This is a genomic window from Paenibacillus agaridevorans, from assembly GCF_018604145.1.
GTDB classification, from domain to species: Bacteria; Bacillota; Bacilli; order Paenibacillales; family Paenibacillaceae; genus Pristimantibacillus; species Pristimantibacillus agaridevorans.
Window position 1 is genome coordinate 3,325,087 of the sequence record NZ_CP075889.1, and the last position, 21,997, is coordinate 3,347,083.

General features: G+C 48.5%; 18 protein-coding genes. 1 reads left to right on the plus strand and 17 read right to left on the minus strand.

The genetic code is table 11. The annotated features are described in order from the left end of the window. Window positions 1-39: 39 nt before the first annotated feature. The 17 genes from KJW29_RS14185 to dapA all read right to left on the minus strand — a co-directional run bounded on the left by KJW29_RS14185 (window position 40) and on the right by dapA (window position 21,050). Window positions 40-903 carry a carbohydrate ABC transporter permease gene (locus KJW29_RS14185; protein WP_214630260.1) on the minus strand — a complete coding sequence of 288 codons (864 nt, stop codon included), beginning with the start codon at window positions 901-903 and terminating at the stop codon, window positions 40-42. Between the two features lie 12 nt (window positions 904-915). Then, entirely contained in the window at window positions 916-1,806 is an 891-nt protein-coding gene (locus KJW29_RS14190) for a carbohydrate ABC transporter permease (protein WP_214630261.1), read from the minus strand. Between the two features lie 87 nt (window positions 1,807-1,893). Further along, complete coding sequence (locus KJW29_RS14195) at window positions 1,894-3,330, minus strand: extracellular solute-binding protein (protein WP_214630262.1); 1,437 nt, start codon at window positions 3,328-3,330, stop codon at window positions 1,894-1,896. A 176-nt stretch (window positions 3,331-3,506) separates the two neighbouring features. After that, complete coding sequence (locus tag KJW29_RS14200) at window positions 3,507-4,508, minus strand: LacI family DNA-binding transcriptional regulator (protein ID WP_214630263.1); 1,002 nt, start codon at window positions 4,506-4,508, stop codon at window positions 3,507-3,509. Between the two features lie 227 nt (window positions 4,509-4,735). Beyond that, window positions 4,736-4,912 carry a hypothetical protein gene (locus KJW29_RS14205; RefSeq protein ID WP_214630264.1) on the minus strand — a complete coding sequence of 59 codons (177 nt, stop codon included), beginning with the start codon at window positions 4,910-4,912 and terminating at the stop codon, window positions 4,736-4,738. A gap of 159 nt (window positions 4,913-5,071) precedes the next feature. Further along, window positions 5,072-6,553, minus strand: a complete 1,482-nt coding sequence (locus KJW29_RS14210) for a DUF5060 domain-containing protein (RefSeq protein WP_214630265.1) — start codon at window positions 6,551-6,553, stop codon at window positions 5,072-5,074. A 7-nt stretch (window positions 6,554-6,560) separates the two neighbouring features. Further along, window positions 6,561-7,568: a 4-hydroxythreonine-4-phosphate dehydrogenase PdxA gene (pdxA, locus tag KJW29_RS14215; protein WP_214630266.1), complete on the minus strand. Its 1,008-nt coding sequence runs from the start codon at window positions 7,566-7,568 to the stop codon at window positions 6,561-6,563. Then, window positions 7,565-8,875, minus strand: coding sequence for a four-carbon acid sugar kinase family protein (locus KJW29_RS14220; protein ID WP_214630267.1), 1,311 nt, complete (start codon window positions 8,873-8,875; stop codon window positions 7,565-7,567). Before KJW29_RS14220 ends, pdxA begins: the two co-directional genes overlap by 4 nt. After that, on the minus strand, window positions 8,872-9,723 hold the full coding sequence (locus tag KJW29_RS14225) for a glycoside hydrolase family 43 protein (protein WP_214630268.1): 852 nt from the start codon (window positions 9,721-9,723) through the stop codon (window positions 8,872-8,874). Before KJW29_RS14225 ends, KJW29_RS14220 begins: the two co-directional genes overlap by 4 nt. Window positions 9,724-9,797: 74 nt before the next feature. Continuing rightward, a complete protein-coding gene (locus KJW29_RS14230; protein WP_214630269.1) occupies window positions 9,798-11,318 on the minus strand; it encodes an extracellular solute-binding protein in 1,521 nt (506 codons plus the stop codon). Between the two features lie 66 nt (window positions 11,319-11,384). Then, a complete protein-coding gene (locus KJW29_RS14235) occupies window positions 11,385-12,257 on the minus strand; it encodes a carbohydrate ABC transporter permease (RefSeq protein ID WP_187101023.1) in 873 nt (290 codons plus the stop codon). Window positions 12,258-12,280: 23 nt separating this feature from the next. Next, window positions 12,281-13,210, minus strand: coding sequence for an ABC transporter permease (locus tag KJW29_RS14240; RefSeq protein ID WP_214630270.1), 930 nt, complete (start codon window positions 13,208-13,210; stop codon window positions 12,281-12,283). A gap of 244 nt (window positions 13,211-13,454) precedes the next feature. Continuing rightward, complete coding sequence (locus tag KJW29_RS14245; protein ID WP_214630271.1) at window positions 13,455-15,713, minus strand: helix-turn-helix domain-containing protein; 2,259 nt, start codon at window positions 15,711-15,713, stop codon at window positions 13,455-13,457. Window positions 15,714-15,752: 39 nt separating this feature from the next. Further along, window positions 15,753-16,808: a sialidase family protein gene (locus KJW29_RS14250; RefSeq protein ID WP_214630272.1), complete on the minus strand. Its 1,056-nt coding sequence runs from the start codon at window positions 16,806-16,808 to the stop codon at window positions 15,753-15,755. Window positions 16,809-16,824: 16 nt separating this feature from the next. After that, on the minus strand, window positions 16,825-17,988 hold the full coding sequence (locus KJW29_RS14255; protein WP_214630273.1) for an iron-containing alcohol dehydrogenase: 1,164 nt from the start codon (window positions 17,986-17,988) through the stop codon (window positions 16,825-16,827). A 4-nt stretch (window positions 17,989-17,992) separates the two neighbouring features. Beyond that, complete coding sequence (locus tag KJW29_RS14260) at window positions 17,993-20,143, minus strand: MGH1-like glycoside hydrolase domain-containing protein (RefSeq protein WP_246608719.1); 2,151 nt, start codon at window positions 20,141-20,143, stop codon at window positions 17,993-17,995. Further along, window positions 20,115-21,050 (minus strand): 4-hydroxy-tetrahydrodipicolinate synthase, encoded by a 936-nt coding sequence (gene dapA, locus KJW29_RS14265; RefSeq protein ID WP_214630274.1) that lies wholly within the window; start codon window positions 21,048-21,050, stop codon window positions 20,115-20,117. The genes KJW29_RS14260 and dapA overlap by 29 nt, the downstream gene beginning before the upstream one ends. A 251-nt stretch (window positions 21,051-21,301) precedes the next feature. Between dapA and KJW29_RS14270 the strand changes: the two genes are divergently transcribed. Next, window positions 21,302-21,988: a GntR family transcriptional regulator gene (locus KJW29_RS14270; protein WP_214630275.1), complete on the plus strand. Its 687-nt coding sequence runs from the start codon at window positions 21,302-21,304 to the stop codon at window positions 21,986-21,988. Window positions 21,989-21,997 lie beyond the last annotated feature (9 nt).

The following is a 21,997-nucleotide window of genomic DNA, read 5'->3' on the forward strand; positions in this document are numbered from 1 at the left end:
CTCAATGGATCATGCGTGGTTAAATAGAGTCTTCCGCTCTTAACCCTTTAATGCCCCTATTGTCAGACCAGAAGTAATATTTCTTTGGAAAAGCGTATAAACCACGATCGACGGTACAAGTACAATGATGCATGCGGCAAACAGCACGCCCCATTCGGCCCGAACATTAGAGGTTGCCATGAGATTAGCCAAGCCTACCGGAATCGTAAATTTGCTTCGATCAGTCATCATGATGAGCGCAAAAAAATATTCATTCCATGCAGCTAAGAAATGAAAAATACCTACCGTGAACAACCCAGGCTTAGCAAGCGGCAGCATAATATGCGTAAAGGTTTTAAAATATCCGCTCCCATCGATATACGCCGCTTCCTCTAGCTCCTTAGGCAATGTCTTGAAAAAGCCGATAAGGACAAAGATGGAAAACGCGATGGAATCCGCGGTATATTTGAGCGCAAGCCCTTCAAGCTTATTTAATACATGAAACTTGTCCAATACGAGATATTGCGGAATAATGGCAATGCTCCCTGGAATCATCATAGAAAAAATAAAATAAAAGGTTAAAAAGCCGAATATTTTATGCGAATTTCGAGCGATCGCATAAGCCGCGAACGCCGATATCGCTATTGTAACGATTAATGAGATTATCGTTACATACAGACTGTTGTAGAAATAATCGCCAATTCTCGCTTTAACCCAAGCATTATAGTAGTTTTCAAAATGAAAAACCTTAGGAAGTCCCCAAATATTTTGATAGAGATCTCGATTATCTTTAAATGAGGTTTGCAATGTCCATATCATGGGGTAAAGCACTACAGCTGTCCATAGAAGAAGGGCGACTCTAACCATCCAAACCGAAACTTTGTTCTCCTTTATTTTGTTGCGCTGTGACTGGAGCATAAACATGCCAACTTTCTCTTAATATTCGATGGATTCTCTTTTGAACAATTTGTTCATGATTAGTGTATAAACTGCCGCAATAAGAGTCATCAAGACGCCAATCATGGCTGCGTAACCGAAGTTATGGCTTTCGAAGGCTTCTTTATACAAAATGTGCTGCATAACCTCCGTAGTGCCTGCCGGTCCTCCGCCCGTCATAATATTAACGATAGAGAAGTTTGAGCCAAAGTTGCCAATGACCAGCAAAATGACAGCGATCTTTACATGATTCCATACTAATGGAATCGTAATGGACGTGAGCTGTTTGAAATAAGATGCGCCATCCACCTTGGCCGCTTCGTAATAGGAAGGATCGATTCCTTGAATGGCAGCGATGAAAATAATAAGATAAAACCCCACTGTTGCCCATACAGAAGGAGGTATCAATGCCCAAAGAACGGTATCAAAGTCGGACAACCACGGCTTCGCCAGAGTATCCAATCCAATCATTTTTAAGATTTCATTTAATATGCCGAAGTTGGGATTGTAGATAAACACCCATAGGATGGATATAACGACAATGGACAACACATTTGGAAAGAAGAAAATAACCTTATAAAACTCTTTCTCTCTGATTTTCATTCGGCTGAGCACTTCAGCAAAGAAAAAAGAGAGAATCATCACCGCAACCATTCTCCATACGCCGAGAAACATATCATTTAAAAAGGCTTGAACTAAACTGTCTTCCTCAAGCAGCGCTTTGTAATGCTTCAGCCCTACGAATACTTTGTCAGCAGACAAGCTGCTGGTGTCATATAGACTGAGCAAAAGGCCTTGCACTAACGGATACAAAATCAAAACCGTATAAATTAAAAAAGCGGGAGCAATTGCCAACGTACAAAATACGATAAAGTTCCTTCTTCTTATCATGAGGTATCTCCTTATGTTACTGAATGCGGCCATGAGTCGCTCATGACCGCCCAATACCCGTTCTACTGTCTTAAATCGTTTCGTTTATTACTTGCTAGGTTCGACAAGGAAACGATCCTCTATCGGCTCAAAACCTTCCTTGCTTTTGTATTTGGAAGCTTCTTTATCCATATTAGCGAACAGCTGCTCGCCCGTTTGCTTGCCTGCCCACGCTTTATTTAACTCATCGAAGAAAATATTGTTGAGATCAACATATACCGTCGGGTTACGGCCAATATTCGTTTGAAATACTGTCAAATTGGGATCAAGCAGCATTTTGCTGTAGCTGATAACGGATGGCGCCGTTTGAACGCCGGTAAGATCCACGTTCATGGCAAAGTTCTCCATGACAAGCTCCGCATAAAGCTTCGCGTACTTCTCTTGGTACATGTATCGGATAAATTCCTTTGCGTTATCCTTGTTTTTGGCTTCAACCGGGATGTACAAATCTGTGCTTGCATAAGTTTGGGTTATCGACTTTTCGCCTTTTCCGTTAATCGGGAAAGGAATGACCTGCATTTCGAAATCCTCCGGTACATCATTGGCCATTTCACCCTCTAACCAAGTGCCCGTTGGATAGAAAAACGATTTCCGCTGAAGGAAAGCAATTTGCGCTTCTGTATGCGTAGCGCCCAGGCTGCCTGCCAACTCATATTTGCGTAAGCTTTGAAGTTTATTGAAGCTCTCCAAATACAACGGATTCAGCCATGCGCCATCTACGATATTGACACCATCCAGGTAAGCGTTCGGATCCTGTCTCGCAACATCGTAGAACATATAATTGGTCAAGTAGCCTAGCGCGTTTTGACCCGGGTAATTAATGGGTGCAATCTTCTCTCCCGAAGCTTCGATCATGTCAAGGAAAGCAATAAAATCATCCCAGTTCGTCGGCAGATCCGTCCAGCCCTTGTCTCTTGCCAGTTTTGCGTCATAGAAAATGCCGTACGCTCCGGTTGAGAATGGCAGTCCGATTACATCACCGTCCGGGTCATAAGCGCGATTGGCTACGCTCAACACGTCGACTAGCAGCTTATCGGGATCCTCGTAGGATTTCGCTTCCTTTAGCCATTCGTCCAACTTTTCGAATTTACGATCGCTGGTCAGTTGCTGAATGTCCTTTGTCGAGGATTCTCCGCCTAAATACGTGACATCCGGCGGATCATTTTTGATCCATCTAGGGCGGATTTCATCGCCAATTACACCGCTTAGTATGGCTGTAACCTTTAAATCCGGATTGTCTTGCTTAAAATCATCAATTACCGTATTCCACCACTGCTCTCTCGTATCGCCAGCTACGAACGCCGCGATTTCCAGTTCACCCGTCAGCCCTTTAGCAGCACTTTCATTTTGCTCCCCGGTCCCCGTGTTTGCAGATGGGTTCGACGGATTTGCAGTAGGGCTAGGACTTGAATTGTTGGCACTGCATGCTGCCAATAAACTTACGATCGTTGCAACGGTTACAAGCTTCAATCCTTTACGAGACACGTTCATTCCCCCTGTAATCATTTATTGCGAATATAAATTATTTTATATTTGCGTCATTAGAATAAACTATTTTATATAAAGTGTCAACTAGCCTGCAATCAAAAAAAATTACAGCCGCTGGGCAGCTGTAATTGCTGTAAACCACATTGTTTATCTTAAGAGAGATCGGTTCTGCCTCATGATAGACTGGGTTTGATAAGCAGGGAAACCGTCTCGCCCTCAAACAGTTTCATTTCTGACAAGTATAGAATCTCTTTTGCCCGATTCGGGTTGTTGATCACTTTAATCAGCTGACTGACAACTTTGTCTTTTTCCAGCCAATCTACATAAATGGATGTCAACGCAGGTACGCTTATATGATTTAAATCTGTATATCCGTAACCAATCAGGCTTTTTTCCAATGGCACCTGTATTTTGTCCTCCTTCAATCGCTGAAGCACGCCGAATTGAATAACTGTATTCGCACAGTAGGCCGCAGAATACTCTATATTAAGCGCAGTCATTCTCCCGCATATTTCATATCCGTCTTCTTCTTTGGATATTTGAATGAGAGTTTTATCTATCTGCAGGCCATGCTCCTCAAGCGCTTGTATATAACCATCGACTGCTAATCTGTGCACTTCAAAATCCAAGCTGCCGTTAAATAACGCTATCCGCTTATGGCCAAGTTTGATTAAGTATTTGACCGCCTCATACGCACCCTTTTTGTGATCAGGAAGAATGTTGAACTCTTCTTCCATGATGGGTCCCCCGTAGATGACATAAGGAACACCGGCGCTTTTGATCATACTGATAATTTCATGATCCAAATCACCTGTAATAATCAGTCCTTTCGGCTCGCTCGTTTTAATAAATTGAAGCAAGCTCAGCTTCTCGGAGGGATGAGAACTGATATTCATAAACAGCAAATGATAATGATATTCGCGTACCGAGCGCTCAATCACTTTTAAGTCATGCAAATAACGCGGGTCATTAGACGGGCGGTTGTAAATAATAAAAGCAATATTAGAATTGAGATTCGTATCCTTGTATCCCAGTTCCTTGGCCGCCTGTAATATTCGCGCTCTGGTTTCCTCCGAAATCGTGCTGGATGGCGAATTGTTAAATGCCATTGAAACGGTAGCTCTCGACACCCCTAAATAATCGGCAATATCTTTTTTTCTTACAGTCATCATCATATTTCCCTTCAAATAACATTCTCTCTATTAGCATATTTAAAAAATGTAGCTCAGTCAATTCATATTATAAACAAATTTATTTTATCGAAATGGATCCCGATATTGGCTTAAACGAAATCCAAGCAGAAGGTTTCTCATGCATATCTTGTACTCTAACGTCAAACAGCCCCCACCATGGAGTCCAGGATGGGGGCTATTGCTTTGCCATTTTAAATTTTTTTCACCTTCTAATTCCCCACATCCGTCGCATCGATCTCGATGAATTTGTTCCCGTCAACCTCCCAGCCAGCCAGCGGTATCAAGGTCACCGAATAAAGTCTCATCAGCTCATCCCCATCAATCCGGACAGGCAAAATCATCAAGTCATTCTCGCCGGATGTCATGCTGAGCTCATGCTCGGCCAACAGCTGTTCGCCGGTTGACGACGGGACAATGCGGCCTTCGATACGTTGATCGCCCAGGGCAATCGCATGGCTTTCCTATACTTACAGCTTTCCAATAAGACCAAAAAGGCGCAGCCTCCTCCATAACAAGAGGAACTGCGCCTTTGGCCGCGTTATTGACTATACTTGTTCGATTCGAACGATGCGAATCGCGATATACGGCTTCCCGGGCATATCCACCCGGCAAGTTCCGGACAACGGCTGTTCGATCGGCGTGATCTCCAAATTCCATGTATCGATAATTTCTGCCCGGAATGTTTCGCCCTCCGGCAAGTCGACGATTCGATATAGCGGCTGGTGAATGCCGTAATAATGCAGGTAATACTGCCCGGGCACGCCCAACGCAGGCACATCCCGAACCTCGGGAATCGGCCTGCACGCTGCTGGCGCCGCCTCAATCAGCTCACGCAAGAATGCGATGCGCTCTGCGCTCTCTCCGTACAAGCGCCCTCCCTTTGCCCACCATATCTCATCCTGCGGATGCACGAAGGTTTCCCCATGCGTTACGTAAGCGCCGCGGGTTACCCCGTCCCAGAATCTCCGCGTCATCTCTTCTCCGGAGATATTGCCCCAGCGTTGCGGAATATTGCCCTCGTAGCAAATCTCATCGATGACAATCGGCTTCTTGTATTGGTCTCGCCATATCGACGTCATCGTCACGTCCCAATGCTGGATGCTGCAGTGCGTCACCCATGGCTTGGCATGATCGTACATCTTGACGCTGGCATGATCATACATCTTTGTCCCATTATGAATAGAACGGAGATGGACATACGGATCATGGTCCTGTACATAACGGAGCAAGCGATCCCAGTCCGGCATGGCCTTTTCTGCCATGAAGTCGTATTCGTTGGCCAGCGACCACCATACATGGCGGAACGCGCCCAGCCTGGCGATGACGTAGCGCAGATAAAACTCTTCCGTTCGGGCATCCAGCCGGTCGAAGCCCCATCGCCCTTTGTCATACGGATGGAACAAGATCAGATCGGCCTCGATCCCGAGCTTCCGCAATCCCATTAATCGCGCTTCCAGATTCGCAAAAAAAGCAGGGTTAAACCGCGTGAAATCAAAACCGGAGGCTGCCGAACCTTCGAACGGAAAATGTTCGGGCTCATCAAAGTTGAAGCTGTAGTTTTTCGGGAACACGCACATCCGAATTTTATTAAAAGGCGACTCTTCCAGCGTTCTCAACGTCTGCTCCTGCAAAGCTTCATCCTGATGAATCCAAGCGTAACAAGTCGTGCCAAACGGGTAATACGGTGTTCCGTCTTCATAAGCAAATTGGATATCGTTGCGAATACGAACAGGACCATGGTTATTCGCTTCGGGCTCTACGCATGTAAATGTCCCGGCGACGCCATCCAGCTCCGCCTGGTCGCTCTGCGTCTCATACGTCCATTCTCCCGTCGCATCCGGCATAAACCGCACGCGATACGAACTTCCGCCATCATAAAAACCGTCTACCTTGACACTCCGCTGATTAAAACGGAACACCGCTTGAACCTGGACATCCAGATAAGGGTTGCCAACCTCCAATCCGGTCAGCTCCAATTCGAATAGATCCCATCTTTGAACGCGCGTATCTTTTGCTTGACTGTTCACCTTACACTCACTTCCCCTGATTTTCTTTTGGCGCCAGCTCGACGGCTGCGCGAATCGCCGCAATCATGCTTCTTTCGTCGGCCCTATTGGATCCCGCTATATCAAATGCCGTGCCATGATCGACGGAGGTGCGAATAATGCCGCCCTTTAGTCCGATCGTAATATTAACTCCCTCTTCGATCCCCAACACTTTGATCGGGGCATGTCCTTGGTCGTGATAGCAGGCGACCACCATGTCGTAATCGCCTCGCGCCGCCAGGTAGAATAACGTATCCGCCGGATGGGGTCCCGTTGCCGCGATCCCTTCGGCCTGCGCTCTCTGTATGCCCGGCAGCAGCTTCTCCTCTTCTTCTCCATTGCCGAATAAGCCATTTTCGCCCGCATGAGGATTGATCCCGCATACGGCGATCGTCGGACGGGGATATCCGGCCCTTACCAATGTATCGTGAGCCAACTTGATGACGGTATAAGTGCGCTCCGGATTAATCATCTCAATCGCTTTTATTAATCCCACATGCGTCGTGAGATGAATCACCCTCAGCTTCGGCGTGGTAAGCATCATGGAGAAATCCTCCGTATCGGTCAAATGCGCCAATATCTCCGTATGCCCGGGATAGAGATGACCGCCTTTGTGAAGTGCTTCTTTATTAAGCGGCGCTGTGCAGATCGCGTCAATTTCATGATTTTGCGCCATCGTAATCGCCCTTGCAATATATTGATAAGCCGCGTCCCCCGCTTGCGCCGACACTTGACCGAAAGGGAGATCCGCCGGCAATAAATCCAGATCGATACAGTCGATCTCGCCGGGCAGGAAACGACAATGTTCCATGCTCGTCACGGCATGTACAACGACCTCTGAATTCGCCAGTTCCGCAGCACGTTTTAACATTTTGGCATCGCCTATAACAACCGGTCGACAACTTTTATAGAGCTCGGGAGCTTGCAGCGCCTTTACAATGATTTCCGGTCCTACTCCCGCACAATCGCCCATCGTAATCCCAATACAAGGTTTCATTGGCCAACCCTCATCTGAAGTGAATTTATGGATGCCCATAGCACCCTCTCGGAACCGAAGCTTCCCGCCTTGGTGACGGCGCATATGTTTTTGCCGCCTGTTAATCTGCCGATCGGCACGCCGGTCTCGACCTCTCCGATCAAGGTCAGTTCGCTGGCGCCCAGCTGCGTGATGACCTGTTTCGCGATATCGCCGCCTGTAAGCGCGATCCCCGCTACTGCTTGCTTGTCTAACAATCTGCTTGCCATTTGTCCCATAATAACCGCAATCCGGTGACTGACCTCTGTGGGGCTCCACCCGTGGGAGCGGCCCATCTCTTGCGCTCTAGCCACATCATCGAGATCGGATGCGCAGTACAACGCGACGTGAGCTCCGCCGGCGAGACCTGTGGAGGCCAATGCGCAAGCACGTTCAATCTCGTCCCTGCAGTTGTCCGGCGTTGAAACGAGACGATCGCATCGGACCATAACGCCGATGACATCGGGCTGTTGAAGCACAAATGCCACTTGCTTGCGCGATTCGGAGCTCGCGCTGCCGATCGCAAGAAGAACGGGCGCCGTCCGATCGGAGTCCTTATCCCGCTCCGTTGCCATAATCGGAGCAATTGTATTTGTATCGCCGTGCAGCGGCATGTACGACACCAGCCCTGCCGATCCGGACCATACGACGCGGTATTCGGTTGCCTGTACGATCCGGATAATAGCCTCCAAATCGGATTCGTCCTCCGAATCAAAGATCAGATAAGGGATTCCATCGGCTTTAAATCGATCCAGCTTACGTTTCACTTCGTCGAAGCCACGCCGGATTTCGGCATAAGTGACAAAAGCGATCGGCCTATCGGTTTGTTGCGCCAGCAAACGGGGGAGGAAGGATTCCATCACGGGTGTCTTGGGATCGTTGGCCGCCTCGGATTTATGCAGCGGCACGCCGTTAAGATAATGGTACCCGTCTATGACTTGACGTCCGTTTCTGGGAAAGCCGGGCGCAATAATGACAAAATCCGGCGAACATACATCATACATCGCGTCAAGCTCTGCGCCAATATTGCCCCTCATCGTCGAATCCATCTTCTTGTAGATGTCCCGGGCACCGTCTTGCACGACAGTTCGTGCAACCGCCTGTACGCGGCGGTAGGCTTCCGCCCCGCTAACCGCCCTGCTGTCGGTATCGAATACGATAGCGTCATGCTCTCCGCTTGGCCTTCGCTGATCGCCAATCATCACCGACGTTCTCAAGCCGGCACGAACTAACTGCGCGCCGCTGTCATTAGCCCCCGTTAAATCATCTGCAATGATCGCGATTTTCACCCCTGCACCCCCAGCTCCGTTTCCTCATCGATCTTAATCACGGTAGCGTGCTTAACCGCAGAGGGCAGCTCCATGCGGTCGTTGATCAGCTCCCAATCCCGCAGGTCGAAAGAACGATAAGCGTCATAGATATCCGCTCTAAATCGGTCGACAAGCATGATCCATTCCCTTTTGCCATCGCGATCTACGTTATAGAGAGTGGGGCCTTCCGTCATATGGAAGGTTAGCAGCTCCGAGATGTCCCGTACATTAGGTCGATCAGACTCTCCCTTATCCAGATAACAGGATCGAATCGCCTTGCATGCCGCCCCTTCATCATCATTTAGCCGTTCGTCCTTATACAACATGAAGTAACAATCGCCCAAATCCGTAACGTTAGCGTCAATTACGTTATAACCGGGATCAAAAAACAGCTTCGCCTCCGAGAAGGTATTAAAATCCGTCGTCGTTACAGACCAGATGCGATGATTCCGCGGACCTTCTTCCACGGTGGACGACCATACAATGCGATACGCCACCTGGGCGGTGTCATAATAAATTTCGGGCGCCCACGTGTTCTGCGTAACCGGCATATGCTCCATAACGGGAATCAGCTTCTCGTCGCTCCAATCCGTCAGATTGCTCGAACAAGCGTAGCCGATGCTCCTGCTGCCCCAACCGTCCGTCCAGACGAGATGGAAGAGCCCGCCCTTATCCTGATAGAGGAAAGGGTCGCGCATGTTTTTTGTTCCTACGCTGGATGCAAACACAGGTTTGCCGTCATTTCGTTCCTTCCATGAGTATCCGTCCTTGCTTTCGGCGAGATACAGACTCTCATCCGCATTTTTAAAATAGCTGATCACGTACATCGTCAGCACCTCCGGGTCCTTGTTTGAAAATGAACCGGGGAGGTGTGAACACCTGCTCCCGGTCCATCGCAAACCTATTCTTTAATCAGATTATATTGTTCGGTATATTCCTCAATGATTTTTAAACCGCCGGCTTTTTCCCAATTCGCGATCTCTTTCTTCCAGCCTTCTTCGTCAATATTGCCCATAATATATTTGACTTGGGCGTCAAGCATAATAATGTTGAGCTCCGCCCCTTTTTGGGAATAGGTTTCCGAGGAGAGCGATACCGCCGGGTTTCCGACCGCATAGTTTAAGTTGTCTACGGTGATGTCTAATGTTTTTCTCTCCAAATCGGACATATCCTTCGGAATCGACTTCCCTCCCGGGTTAATCGCCAGCAGTCTGTCACGATACGGCTTGCCTTCCAAGCGGAACAGATCTTCATCGATCACGGTCGCGTTGCCGTCTGTATTTTTCCAGTGCTTGCCTTCAATGCCGTATTGGAGGAGGGTCGCCATTGGCTCGTCCAACAGTTTATTTAAGAACCCCAGAATTTTCTTCAAATCTTCTTCCGTCTTCACGCTGGATTTCGGGAATACCAGCAATCCGTTATTGCCCAATTCGGCAGGCGCCCGCTTGCCATCCGCGCCCTGGAGAGGTTCTACGTCAACGACAGCGGTTGGAACGGTCTTGGCTACCGTGCCTTGCAGCGCAACCGCAATACCAGCCGTCCCCACCTTAATGCCGAGCTTGCCGGCATCCCAAGTGGTGCCCGCGCTGGAGTCGTCGATAACCGCAAAATCCTGATTGATCAAGTTCTCGCTGTACAATTTGCGGAATAAGGTCAATACGTCGAAGTAGGTCTGGGAATAGAAGCTCGGAACAACTTTGCCGTCTTCCACTCCCCATTGATTAGGCGCTCCTTGGCTAACCGCGAGCAGATTTACGACAGAGGATGGTCCATCGGCGAAAATTTTGTCCAGCATAATGCCGTAAGAGTCCTTCTTGCCATTGCCGTCCGGATCCCCTTCGCCCATTGCTTTCACCACGTTATACCAATCATCTAATGTAACCGGCAATTCCAGATTTAATTTCTCCAGCCAGTCTTTGCGGAACGTGACGCCCGATCTGGCGAGCGAACGGAATAGCGGCACGCCGTATACTTTGCCATCTACAGACACATTCTCGTAATGAAGCGGGCTGACCTCCGCCAGATTCGGATAATCCTTGATGAGCGGGCCTACCTCCCAAAACAATCCCTCTTTCATATAACTGATGTAATTGGGAGAGTATTTGATCGTCATTATTTCAGGCAGATCTTGTGAGGCGATCATGACGTTGATCTTGTCGTCATAAGCGGAGCCGGGAATCCACTGCATCGAAAAATCGACGCCGGTGTATTCTTGAAGCTTCGTTTCAATCTCATTGTCTTCCTTCGGGATTTGCGTCGATTGCTCGGCAACCATTGTAATGTGGAATGGTTTGTCCGATTTCGCCTTGTTCCCTCCCGAATCAGGCGCATTGTTGACTGTCGAATTGTCGTTCGAGCCGCAGGCAGCCAATACGCTGGAAGCAGTCAGCACCGTACAGAGCAACACCGTTAACTTTTTCAAGATAAGACCTCCATTTTTTCCTTTGTATTTATTAAAAGATATCCGGCTTTGAATTGTCAAAACGGATTATCCCTTAACCGAACCCATCATTGCGCCTTTGGCAAAGTGTTTCATCAAGAAAGGGTAGACAAGCAGGATGGGAACGGTAGCGAATACGATAACCGCCATCCTGATCGTGATCGGGTGGAAATCGGAACGTTCCACCGCCGACTGATCGCCGAACCGGTCATTGGCCAACATGACAATATCTCTCAGCAGAACTTGAAGCGGCCACTTGCTGGAGTCGTTAATGTACAAGATCGCATTAAAGAACGTGTTCCAATGGGTTACCGCATAAAACAAACCTATGGTTGCCATCGCCGGGAGCGACAAGGGAATAACGATACGGAACAAGATGCCGAGATCATTGCATCCATCGATCTTGGCGGATTCCTCAAGCTCGTAAGGGACCTGCTGGAAAAAGTTTTTCATAATAATCAAGTTGAAGGCGCTTATGGCCCCCGGAATCATTAATGCCCATAAGGAGTCAATTAAACCTACATCCTTCACCACAAAGTAGGTAGGAATCATGCCGCCGTTAAACAGCATCGTAAATAGAACGAGAAGCAATATCTTTTCTCTGCCGCGCAGATGCCGCTTGGCCAGCGGATAGGCCATCATTGAGGTAAAAAACAAATTAATAAAGGTGCCCATGAGCGTAATATAGATCGATGTCCCCAAGCTGCGAAGCAAGGTGTCCGTCGAAAAAATATAGGCATACGCCGAAAGCGAGAATTGCGTAGGGAACAGGATAAAGCCGCGTTGCGCAATCTCTTCGGGAGTCGCAAAGGAAACGGCTATGACGTAAATAAAGGGTAAAATCATGACTAATGCGACTATTGTCAACAGCAAGTAGTTCGCGCTATCGAATAATCGATTGCCCCAGGAACGATCTTTCATGGTGATCACGCCTTTCCTATCATTTAATAAATACCTTCTTCTCCGGCTTTCTTAGCCAGCCAGTTCGTACCCAGCACCAGCACTAACGCAAATACGGATTTGAACACCCCTACAGCCGCGCTGTAGCTATATTGCGCTTGCGTCAGACCCTTGGTGTATACATAAGTGTCGAACACTTCTCCAACTTCCCTGTTCATCGTGTTGAGCACCAGAAAGACCTGTTCGAAGCTGACATCCAAAAAATCGCCCATCTTCAATATAAACAAGATGATGATCGTACCGCGGATCCCGGGGAGCGTAATATGCCACATTTGCCTCCAGCGATTCGCGCCATCCATCCTGGCTGCTTCGTAGAGCTGCATATCGATGCCGGACAACGCCGCCAAATAAATAATCGTTCCCCAGCCCGCTTCCTTCCAGATGGTCTGCCCCGTGATCAGCGTTCTAAACCATTCTTCGCTTAGCAGGAACGGGATTTTCTCGAAGCCGAAGTGAGCAATCAAATCGTTGATAATGCCGCCTTCCGTCGTAAGAAACATATAACTGATCCCCACGATGACCACCCAGGAAACAAAATGGGGAATGTAAATGACCGTTTGGATCGAGCGTTTGAACAACTCCACGCGGACCTCATTCAGCATTAACGCCAGAATGATCGGGATCGGGAAAAAGAAACAGATATTATAGAGAGCTAGAACGGCTGTATTGCGGAATAATTTAAAAAACTGCGGCTCGGAGAACAAGCGGATAAAATGCTCCAGTCCCACCCATTCGCTGCCGCTGATGCCCAGATGCGGCTTGAAGTTCTGAAAGGACATCACTAATCCCCACATCGGCCAGTACTTAAAAATAAGGAAGTATACGAGACCGGGAATCAGCATGAGATACAACCAGCTATTCTTATACAACTCTCGAAGGATATCATTCGGTTTTCTTAATGGGTTCACATTCATAGCGGTCCTCCAGTGGTTGATGGTTGAGCCGATCGATAGCGGCTGTTTGATAAGGCTAATTATTTCAGAATCCGGGTAACAATCAATCTCCCGTTTTCAACTACTCGCTTTCTTTTCCACCATCGCACTGCATTCAATATGGAATATGCTCCATTCAACTTTACTGCAAAAAAAAAAGAATCTCTTGCATCCGCTAAAAGCAGCTGGCGCAAGAGATTCTTATCCAATTGGTCCCGACTTTTATTCATTCGTTTTTCTTGTGCTCGGTTCGATATTTGCCCGGTGTTTCGCCAACGACTTTTCGGAAGGTTCGGATAAACGCCGTCGTATTGTTGTAGGATAATTTCTCGGCGATTTCCGATACCATCATATCCGTTTGCTCCAGCCAAATTTTCGCTTGATCCATGCGGGACTGGGCGACATATTCGGTAAAGTTCATGCCTATTTGCTTTTTGAACACGCGGCTTAAGTAGACGGGATGGTAATTCAGCAGGTCTCCGCACATTTCCAGCGACAGATCCCGGTCATAGTGATCGCGTACGATCTTTAGCATCTCGCCCGCTACATTGGCAAATTTGGATTGCTCGCGATTATGCAGAAACGTAATAACCGGCGCGAACACGAAGTCTCCGAACCACTTGCGGATCTCCTCCGTCTGATTAAGCTGCTTCCACTCGTCCTGAATAACGGAAGGATCAAATACCTCGGTAATCGGAACGCCGTGCTCTTGAATGAGTTCGAATATTTTCGATAATAATTGTCTCATCAGAATTTGATATTCCTTGAAGCCGATTTGTTTGTGCGTGATCGCGTCCAGATATTTCTGGAAGGCTTCCTCCACTCGCGGCTGATCGGCAGGTTTAAAGGCTTGCAGCACTTGATTTTCCAAAGCCTTCAGTTCGATATAAGCCTTATTGTCGAATTCCAGGTTGTAGCGCAGATCGTCATAGTGCAAAATAATATCGTTGCCCAGCACGAATCGGCTCTGAATCGCTTGCAGTCCTTCCTTATAGGCGCGTTTGGCATCCGTTATTTGATCGAAAGTATTGCTTATGCCTATGCTGACCTGCACGCTCAAATATTGGGCGACATTGGCTTTTAATTGTTTGGCAATGTCATAAAAATAAGCATTGGCTTCCTCTAGCGTCGGCTTGTCGCAATAGACAATGCTGACTTGGGATTGATCCAGCAATATCGGTTTAAACCAGTTCGTGTCCTGTATAATATCTTCCGCTATATTATTAATCGCGTATAACAGCAAGTCGCGGTCGGTTGCTTTATATTTGGAATCCGTTAACGTGTCAATTTGCAGCACGATAACCGCATAATACTTCCAATGAACGGAGAAGCCCAGCATCCTGCATTTGTACAGCCAGTCTTCCGGCGAATAATGATCCATAAACAATTGCAGCACCAGCAGCTCTCTCATTCGCGGAAATTGCTCTTTGACCTGCAGCTGCAGCTTCTTCTCCGAGTGAAACATCGTTTTAAATCGTTCTTCTATGACGCTAAACTCGTTATGACTTTTGTCTTTGGCATCGCGATATTGTTCGCCGCCCAAGTATTCGAATAATCGTTTGATGGGAGAATACAATCTTCGGCTTCCATAATAAGAAAACACCGCCACGAGCAGGAACAAGGAAAGACAAGTGATGATCGTAATATCCGTAATCTTGCTTGTTTGCTGTTTGATCTCCGTCATGGATTCGAACGACATATAGATCAAGTCGTTGTACGACGACCGGATATAAGCAATGCCCCAGTCCTGACCGTTCACCCTGGCTCCGACAAATCCATTTGCCGAGTCTAATAAAGGCCGAAGCTCATCGGTATCCGCCGCCAATTGCCCGGGCCCGGCAACAATAGGCTCATATTCGGCATCAAGCACGATCGCGTGTCCGGGTTGATCTTCGAAGAGAGAGCGGAATAAATCATTCCTGAACATCTCAATGACAAGTATGCCATCGGCATTATTGGAATTCAGGTATAAAGGAAGCTTGACGATTAAATTCACCGTATCTGACGATAGCGGATTATCGGCGAACACCCAGAACATCTTCTTCGGATTTTGCGCGGCCGCATTTTTTAATTGCTCGGCATGTTCGAATTGGTTAAGCTCGTAAAAACCGTTGTTGCGAATAATCCAATTGTCCTTAAAGTGGATCAGATAAACTTCCTTAATCCCATCGTTTGCCTGAAGAGTATACAGCCCTTTGGACAGATCCCAGATCTGTCTGTAATCCTTGTGCGAAATTTCTCCTCTTATCGCTTCAAGAACCAAAGAAGACCCCGCATATTGCAATGCGGAAGCCTCCAGATTCATAATCATTTGTTCCACTCTCAGCTGGTCTTGCTTCAGGATTTGAATATTGGATTGTTTCACTCTATCCTCAATATCCTTCGAAGCGATCCAAAACGAGACGAAGCCCACGATAATAACCGGAATGATGCCAATCAATAAAGCAATCACAAGTATTCGATACATATAATTGGGATATCTCATGAGACCCTCCAGTTGATTATCATAGAAGCACAGCTCGTCTTATCGAATAATTCCCTCATCCAGCTTATAGTATTTGATCCCTTTACGCAAATACGTAAACGCCACATGGATCGCTCCATCCCTGCTCTGCAGAATCGATGGATAAGAATAACCGATCTCGTTCTCCCAATATTCTTGATCTGCGACTTGCAGATCGAGCTTGCGCGGCCAGGTCTCCCCTTCGTCCTGGGATATGGCGATCGTTAAGGGAGTTCGCAGCGCCTTCTTAAGCGTCTGACCGTTTTTTTCGTACCAGCGGAAATTATTATTTTCCAGGCTAGCCGGGTTATAGATAAGCGCAAGATGATTATTTATTAATCGCACGACCTGCATGGATGAATTATTGTTCGGAAGCTCGCTCCGTTCCGGCGCTGTCCAGGTCACGCCATAATCATGCGAACGGCTTGTATAGATTCGGTCGGAATCGCGGCTGCGGAACATCGCGTACAGACTGCCATCCCGCAAAGATACGACGCTCATTTGGACGCGTCGGGACACCTCCGGTATCGGATGTTCCGTCCAAGTGTTTCCCTGATCCCCGCTAATAAATACGACGGCGTATTCATCCTCTTCTTTGCAATAATAAGCAGGCAGCAGCCAGTTGCCATTGTCCATAATGACGACAGGATGTCTCAAAAAGAAGCCCGGACCGTCGAACATGATCTCCGGATCTGACCACGTATGGCCGCGATCGGCAGAAATTCGCCGCACAACTCTGGATGTAGTCTGATTATGCGGCTCATTGGAGGTGTGCATCAGCCATAACTCTCCATTTGGTTGTTGAAAGAGGACGGGATTCTGCTCGGACCGATCCGGGTCGCTGGATAATTCAATAGGCTCGGTCCACCCGGCAGCGCCCAGCGGCAGCCGCGACATGACGATATTGGTATCGGGATTGCCTTCGGCGCTCCCCGAGAACCACACGCATAGCAAGTCCCCTTGATCCAATTCGATCAAGTTCGCGCAGTGGCTCGTTAAATACCGAACAGGCAGATAAGCTTCTTCCACGCCCGGCTGATCCGGCTTCTTGCGGATGATTCCATCAAATCGGTTCATTTACATCTCCCCCAGTTTATCTGATTAGTTGTCGATAGATGCTCTCGATGTCGTCCACTGTCAGTTGCTTCGGATTATTGTCCATCAATCGGGTAACCTTCGAAGCCGCGATGGCCAAGTCGGGCACATCCAGATCGGTGACGCCGAAGCTTCGCAGATCCTGTGGAATGTCGAGCGCGGACGTCCACTTCGTAATTCGCTCGAGTACGCGATCCGCCGCTTCCCCGGAGGAGCAGCGATGCGAATCCGTTATCCCCATAGCGGAAGCTGCAAGATTCATTCGATGCGCGATCGCATCCAGGTTAAACGCCAGCACATGCGGCAGCAGCATCGAATTCGCGACGCCATGCGGGATATTGAACTTCCCGCCGATCGGATAAGCCATCGCGTGCACGGCCGCGGTGCCCGCGCAGGTAAGCGCCATGCCGCCATACATCGACCCGAGCATCATCGCTTCGCGCGCATCCGCTTGATCGCCATGATGATACGCCGTTTCGATGCTTTGGCTGATGAGACGCATGGATTCCAGAGCAAACATATCGCTAAATGGATTGGCTTTGTTCGAGATAAACGATTCGAAGGCATGCGTAAAAGCATCCATGCCCGTTGCTGCCGTAATCGGTTTAGGCAGCCCAAGCGTAAGCAGCGGATCGATGATGACGAGTTGCGGCAGCAGGTAACGGCTGACGATTCCGATCTTGAGCTCTTGCTCCGGCAGCGTTACAATCGCATTGGGCGTTACTTCGGATCCCGTTCCGGACGTAGTCGGAATCAGAATCAAGGGAACGCCCGCTGCCGCAATTTTATCGATGCCCAGCATCTCTTCGATAGACATTGCATTAGTCGCCAAGACAGACAAAATTTTGGCGGCATCGAGCACGCTCCCTCCTCCGATCCCCACTACCATATCGTATCCTTCGTCTTTATATTTTTCGAATATCTCGATAATAGCTTGATCCGTCGGCTCCGGCCTCACATCCGCATTTAATTGACATGCGATGCCCGATTGCTCCAGCTGTCGAACGACTGACTCCGCGTATCCAGCCTTAACGATAGACGGCTGAGATAGAACCAGCGCGGTTCGAACCGGCGGAAGCACATTCAAATATTCGTTCAGTCTCTCCAGCGTATGGCATCCTGCTATAATTTTGTCGGCCGATTGAAATTGATAAGGTCGCATAAGCTCATTCCTTTGTCGATGATCGTGGAAACGTATACTTCATCATCTGCAGGTGCTCGCTATGAAGCACCAATTCATTGTTCACGTATAAGCGATAACCTTGCTCCAAGTTCCCATCCTGCGAGGCTGACTTGTTATAAGTCACACGAATGGCGTCATCGTTAATTTTCACATTATTCAGCTCGAAATGGGTTAAACCGACATGTACAGGATCGAGTACGATTCCGTCCTCCTGCACGTTTAATCCCGCAATATGCCGGATTACGAGATCAATGTAGTACGAATGATTATAATCCACGTCATCGCTGATCGGCTCTCCCGTCATACTGTCATAATGCTCCACCAAATAAGGTTTGTCGAGGTCCCGCTGCGCGTAATGCAGCATGGAGTACTCTCTGAAGGCATGTCCGAACTCTTTGTCGTAGACATGCTCCCTTCGTTTGCTCTCCTCCGCCAGCGCATCCAGGATGACGCTGTTCGTGTAAGGCCATGTGGGACCATTCCAGACACAGCCGTTTCTTCCTTTAAAGAAATGGCCCTGCCAGCCCCCTTCGGCCGAGAATACGGGACAATCCTTGGCAACGGACGGGAAAGGATTGCGTGTCCCGAAGTAACGTTCGTCGAAGAGATAGTCCAATCCGTTTTTGTGGCGGTCATCCGTCATTCCGGCCCAATACGGGTAAAATCCGACAATATTTTTGACGTAAGCCTTCCGGTTGTCCTTATAATGCAAATCGTAGAAAAAATGACTTTCCTCATCCCACATGCCGGCTAAAACATCGGATTTGATTTGCTCTGCCTGTTCCCCGAACCTCTCGGCCTCGGGATCACCTAAAGCCAGGCATAAGTTCATGACGCCGATGCAATTTAAATAATGATAAATCGAGCGATCTACGCGTTTGAGCGGCGTGACAAGCTCCGGGTCCTTGCAGTTTTTCGGGAAGTCGTTAAAGTACCAATAGCTCGGCTGGTATTCCTTCCCCGTCCGATTATGTTTGTACTCGATGATTAAACGATCCTCCGCATTGCCCATCAACCGGCTTTCGCCATCTATCTGGCGCTTAAGAGAAGGCAGCAATTGCCGGGCCATCTCCTTGTCCCGATGGATCAAATAATATTGATAGGCGCTCCATCCCATAAAATTCGCGTATGAATGCAGCGTTTCATTGACTAACAAACAACGATACAGGCCGTCGTCATCCTGGCTTGCCATCATATTTTTCCATATGCCATCCCCGTAAGAGCGATCCGGATACCATCTGGCTTCGAGCAAATGCATCGGAGCGGTAAGCGGAATAAGCTTCGAGAACTCCCAACCATGCGGGGCAAATGGCGTCTTGGACATCTTATGCGAGCGCCCTTCGTAAAAAAGCGGGTATTGCAGCTGCCCTACCCTTGGATCGGCTAAATTATGCCGCATAAGAAACCAGCGGTAATGCCAGGTTTTGGTGATCAAAGGTTCGTTGCATGCGAACTGGGGCGCTTGATCAAACCAGCTCTGATATTCGGCTTGTTGAGCCGGGAGGATATCCTCGGCCGGTTGTTCAAGGAAGGCGGTTGCCCGCCGTTCCAGAGCGGCGGCATCATCCTGCTCCGCGATGCCCATAGCCGCGGCAATGACAAGCCGAGCCTGCTGGCCCGGCGCCAGCTCCAACCCTTCGTGCAGCCTGTTATCGCTAAGTTTTAGCACAGTCCGTATGGCGAACTCATAACGATCTGCCGAGTAGACGCCCGACATCGTACCCTGATCCTTATTTTGCAGAATACGGGGGTCGGTCTTTAATCGGATGACGATAGCATCCGGGCCGCGATTCTCCCATGTTTGCACGGCTACCGCGCAATCGTTCCAGGTAACAAACTTATGCTCGCGCAATGACAACGAAGCGCTCTCATATTCGAAAGCCAAGTAGCTGGGATGCCAGTTCAGCTTGCAAGGCTCGAATACAGTCTCTTGATCCGATTGGACGGTGAACAACAGCGGAATATTCAATTTGTGTATAAAGTCTATCGCTCCGCTAAAGCCAGGCTTGGGATCCAGATAATCCGCCCAGAGCCTGGCACCTGTCGGGCCGAGAAGACTGGTTGTCGGCAGTGTCCTTAAACTTCTTCTGCCGCTCGCCAACTGATCATCGATCCGTGCGTTCAAAGCTGGCAACGTTTATCTCCTCCTTTGCGATGGCGCCTGATTCTATATAGGCTTGGATCATCCCTGCAACCTCGCGCTTTTGGCTTTCGCCTAATCCCTTTACCGGGAAGCGGGCGGGTCCCCCCGGCAATCCCAGCTGGCTCATCGCTTCTTTTAATGCCGAAGGGATCGTTCCTAATTGAAAGGAGTTGCGAAGGGGGCGAAGGGCGTCTTGGGCATGTTGAGCCGCTTTCAGGTCACCGTTTGCCCAGTTGTTGTAGATCGACGCGACAAGCCGCGGAAGCACATTCGAGGTTGCCGCGATCGCGCCGGTTCCGCCAGCCATCAACGTAGGCAGGATAAGAGAATCCGTCCCCGCCAATACCGCAAACGATTCATCCGCCGCGTCCAAAAGTTGCAGAATGACATCCATTCTGCCGCTGCTGTCTTTGATCCCGACAATATTCGATTCCCGAGCGAGTTTGGCTGCTGTTTGCGGTTGAATCGAGTTGCCTGTCTGATTCGGTATGTTGTAGAGAATAATCGGCAGATGAGTGGAAGCCGCAATCCGTTGATAATGAAGAGTCAGCTCATCCTGCGAGAACGTTAGAAAGTAGGGCGTGATCACCGAAACCGCATCTACGCCCACCCGCTCCATCTCTTTCGTCAGAGTAATCGTTTCATCCGTGCTTATTCCGCCTGTTCCGGCATATACGGGAATTCGCCCGGCAGCCTCTTCGACGACAATCTCGGCAATTCTGACCTTCTCTTGCTTGTTAAGCATAAGAAACTCGCCGTTCGTTCCAAGACAGAATAATCCATGCACACCCTGCTCGATAAATCGTTGTACAAGAACACGCAGGCCCGCCTCATCCAAAGTTTGATTTTCTGTAAACGGCGTAACCATTGCCGGTATGATTCCTGCAGGTCTGATCATTTTGCGCTGCTCCTTCAGTTGAATTAGTGTTGGATCAATCAAATTAATAGGAATCGTCGAACCGTTAAATGTTGTATACATCATTTATGAGTAGTTTATCGGCATCCTTCCGGTCTGTCAACAAACAATATCGCTGCGTTCATCCAACTGGTATGTTGTATGCATCATTTACTTCAACCGATTGCCCATGTTACTATACAAGGTGAAACGGCTACGGCTACAATCATTTTACGCAAAGGAAGTTATTGCTCATGGATCTGCCTAAACTCGACAACTCCAACTTATGGGACAAAACGTACTCGGTGTTGAAAGAGCAAATTATACGCAGAACGTTTAAGCCCAATCAAAAATTATCCATACCAGAATTAGCGAACCAGCTAGGCGTCAGCCGCACGCCTATTAGAGAAGCGCTTAATCGTCTGGAGACCGAAGGTTTGATCAAAACCGTCTCCAAGGTCGGAACCTTCGTCGTAGCTATCGATGAGAAGACGCTGCTGGATATTATCGACACCCGTCTTATGCTCGAATACTGGGTGCTCGAGAACCTTCCAAAGTTATCGGCAGATGAGATTAATGGAACTCTGGCAAGTATGGAAGAGATTCTGTCGCTCACCGAAAGTACCATTCGCTCCTCTCCATTTGACTCCAATCAACTCGCCGAGTACAACCTGGCTTTTCACCTTGCTTTTATTCGAATGGGCGGGAACCAACGGAACACCGACATCTATCAACAGTTGATGAATTACCGCTTCTCGGCAGCCAAGTCCTCCCTCATCACCCAAACGATGGTGGAGACTGCGCTCGAGCAGCATTACGCGATTATCGCGTCCATTCGAACCGGCGACATTGCGCTTATGCGAGAAGCCATATATACGCATCTTAACGATTCGAAAGTACGTTTGCTGGAAAATCTCAAAAACAATGGCGGAGTTATTTAGCGGCAGGCT

Coding starts and splice junctions, on each gene's coding strand:
- KJW29_RS14185 (WP_214630260.1), bottom strand. CDS start 903: ATGTTTATGCTCCAGTCACAGCGCAACAAAATAAAGGAGAACAAAGTT.
- KJW29_RS14190 (WP_214630261.1), bottom strand. CDS start 1,806: ATGATAAGAAGAAGGAACTTTATCGTATTTTGTACGTTGGCAATTGCT.
- KJW29_RS14200 (WP_214630263.1), bottom strand. CDS start 4,508: ATGATGATGACTGTAAGAAAAAAAGATATTGCCGATTATTTAGGGGTG.
- pdxA (WP_214630266.1), bottom strand. CDS start 7,568: ATGAAACCTTGTATTGGGATTACGATGGGCGATTGTGCGGGAGTAGGA.
- KJW29_RS14225 (WP_214630268.1), bottom strand. CDS start 9,723: ATGTACGTGATCAGCTATTTTAAAAATGCGGATGAGAGTCTGTATCTC.
- KJW29_RS14235 (WP_187101023.1), bottom strand. CDS start 12,257: ATGAAAGATCGTTCCTGGGGCAATCGATTATTCGATAGCGCGAACTAC.
- KJW29_RS14240 (WP_214630270.1), bottom strand. CDS start 13,210: ATGAATGTGAACCCATTAAGAAAACCGAATGATATCCTTCGAGAGTTG.
- KJW29_RS14245 (WP_214630271.1), bottom strand. CDS start 15,713: ATGAGATATCCCAATTATATGTATCGAATACTTGTGATTGCTTTATTG.
- KJW29_RS14250 (WP_214630272.1), bottom strand. CDS start 16,808: ATGAACCGATTTGATGGAATCATCCGCAAGAAGCCGGATCAGCCGGGC.
- KJW29_RS14255 (WP_214630273.1), bottom strand. CDS start 17,988: ATGCGACCTTATCAATTTCAATCGGCCGACAAAATTATAGCAGGATGC.
- dapA (WP_214630274.1), bottom strand. CDS start 21,050: ATGATCAGACCTGCAGGAATCATACCGGCAATGGTTACGCCGTTTACA.
- KJW29_RS14270 (WP_214630275.1), top strand. CDS start 21,302: ATGGATCTGCCTAAACTCGACAACTCCAACTTATGGGACAAAACGTAC.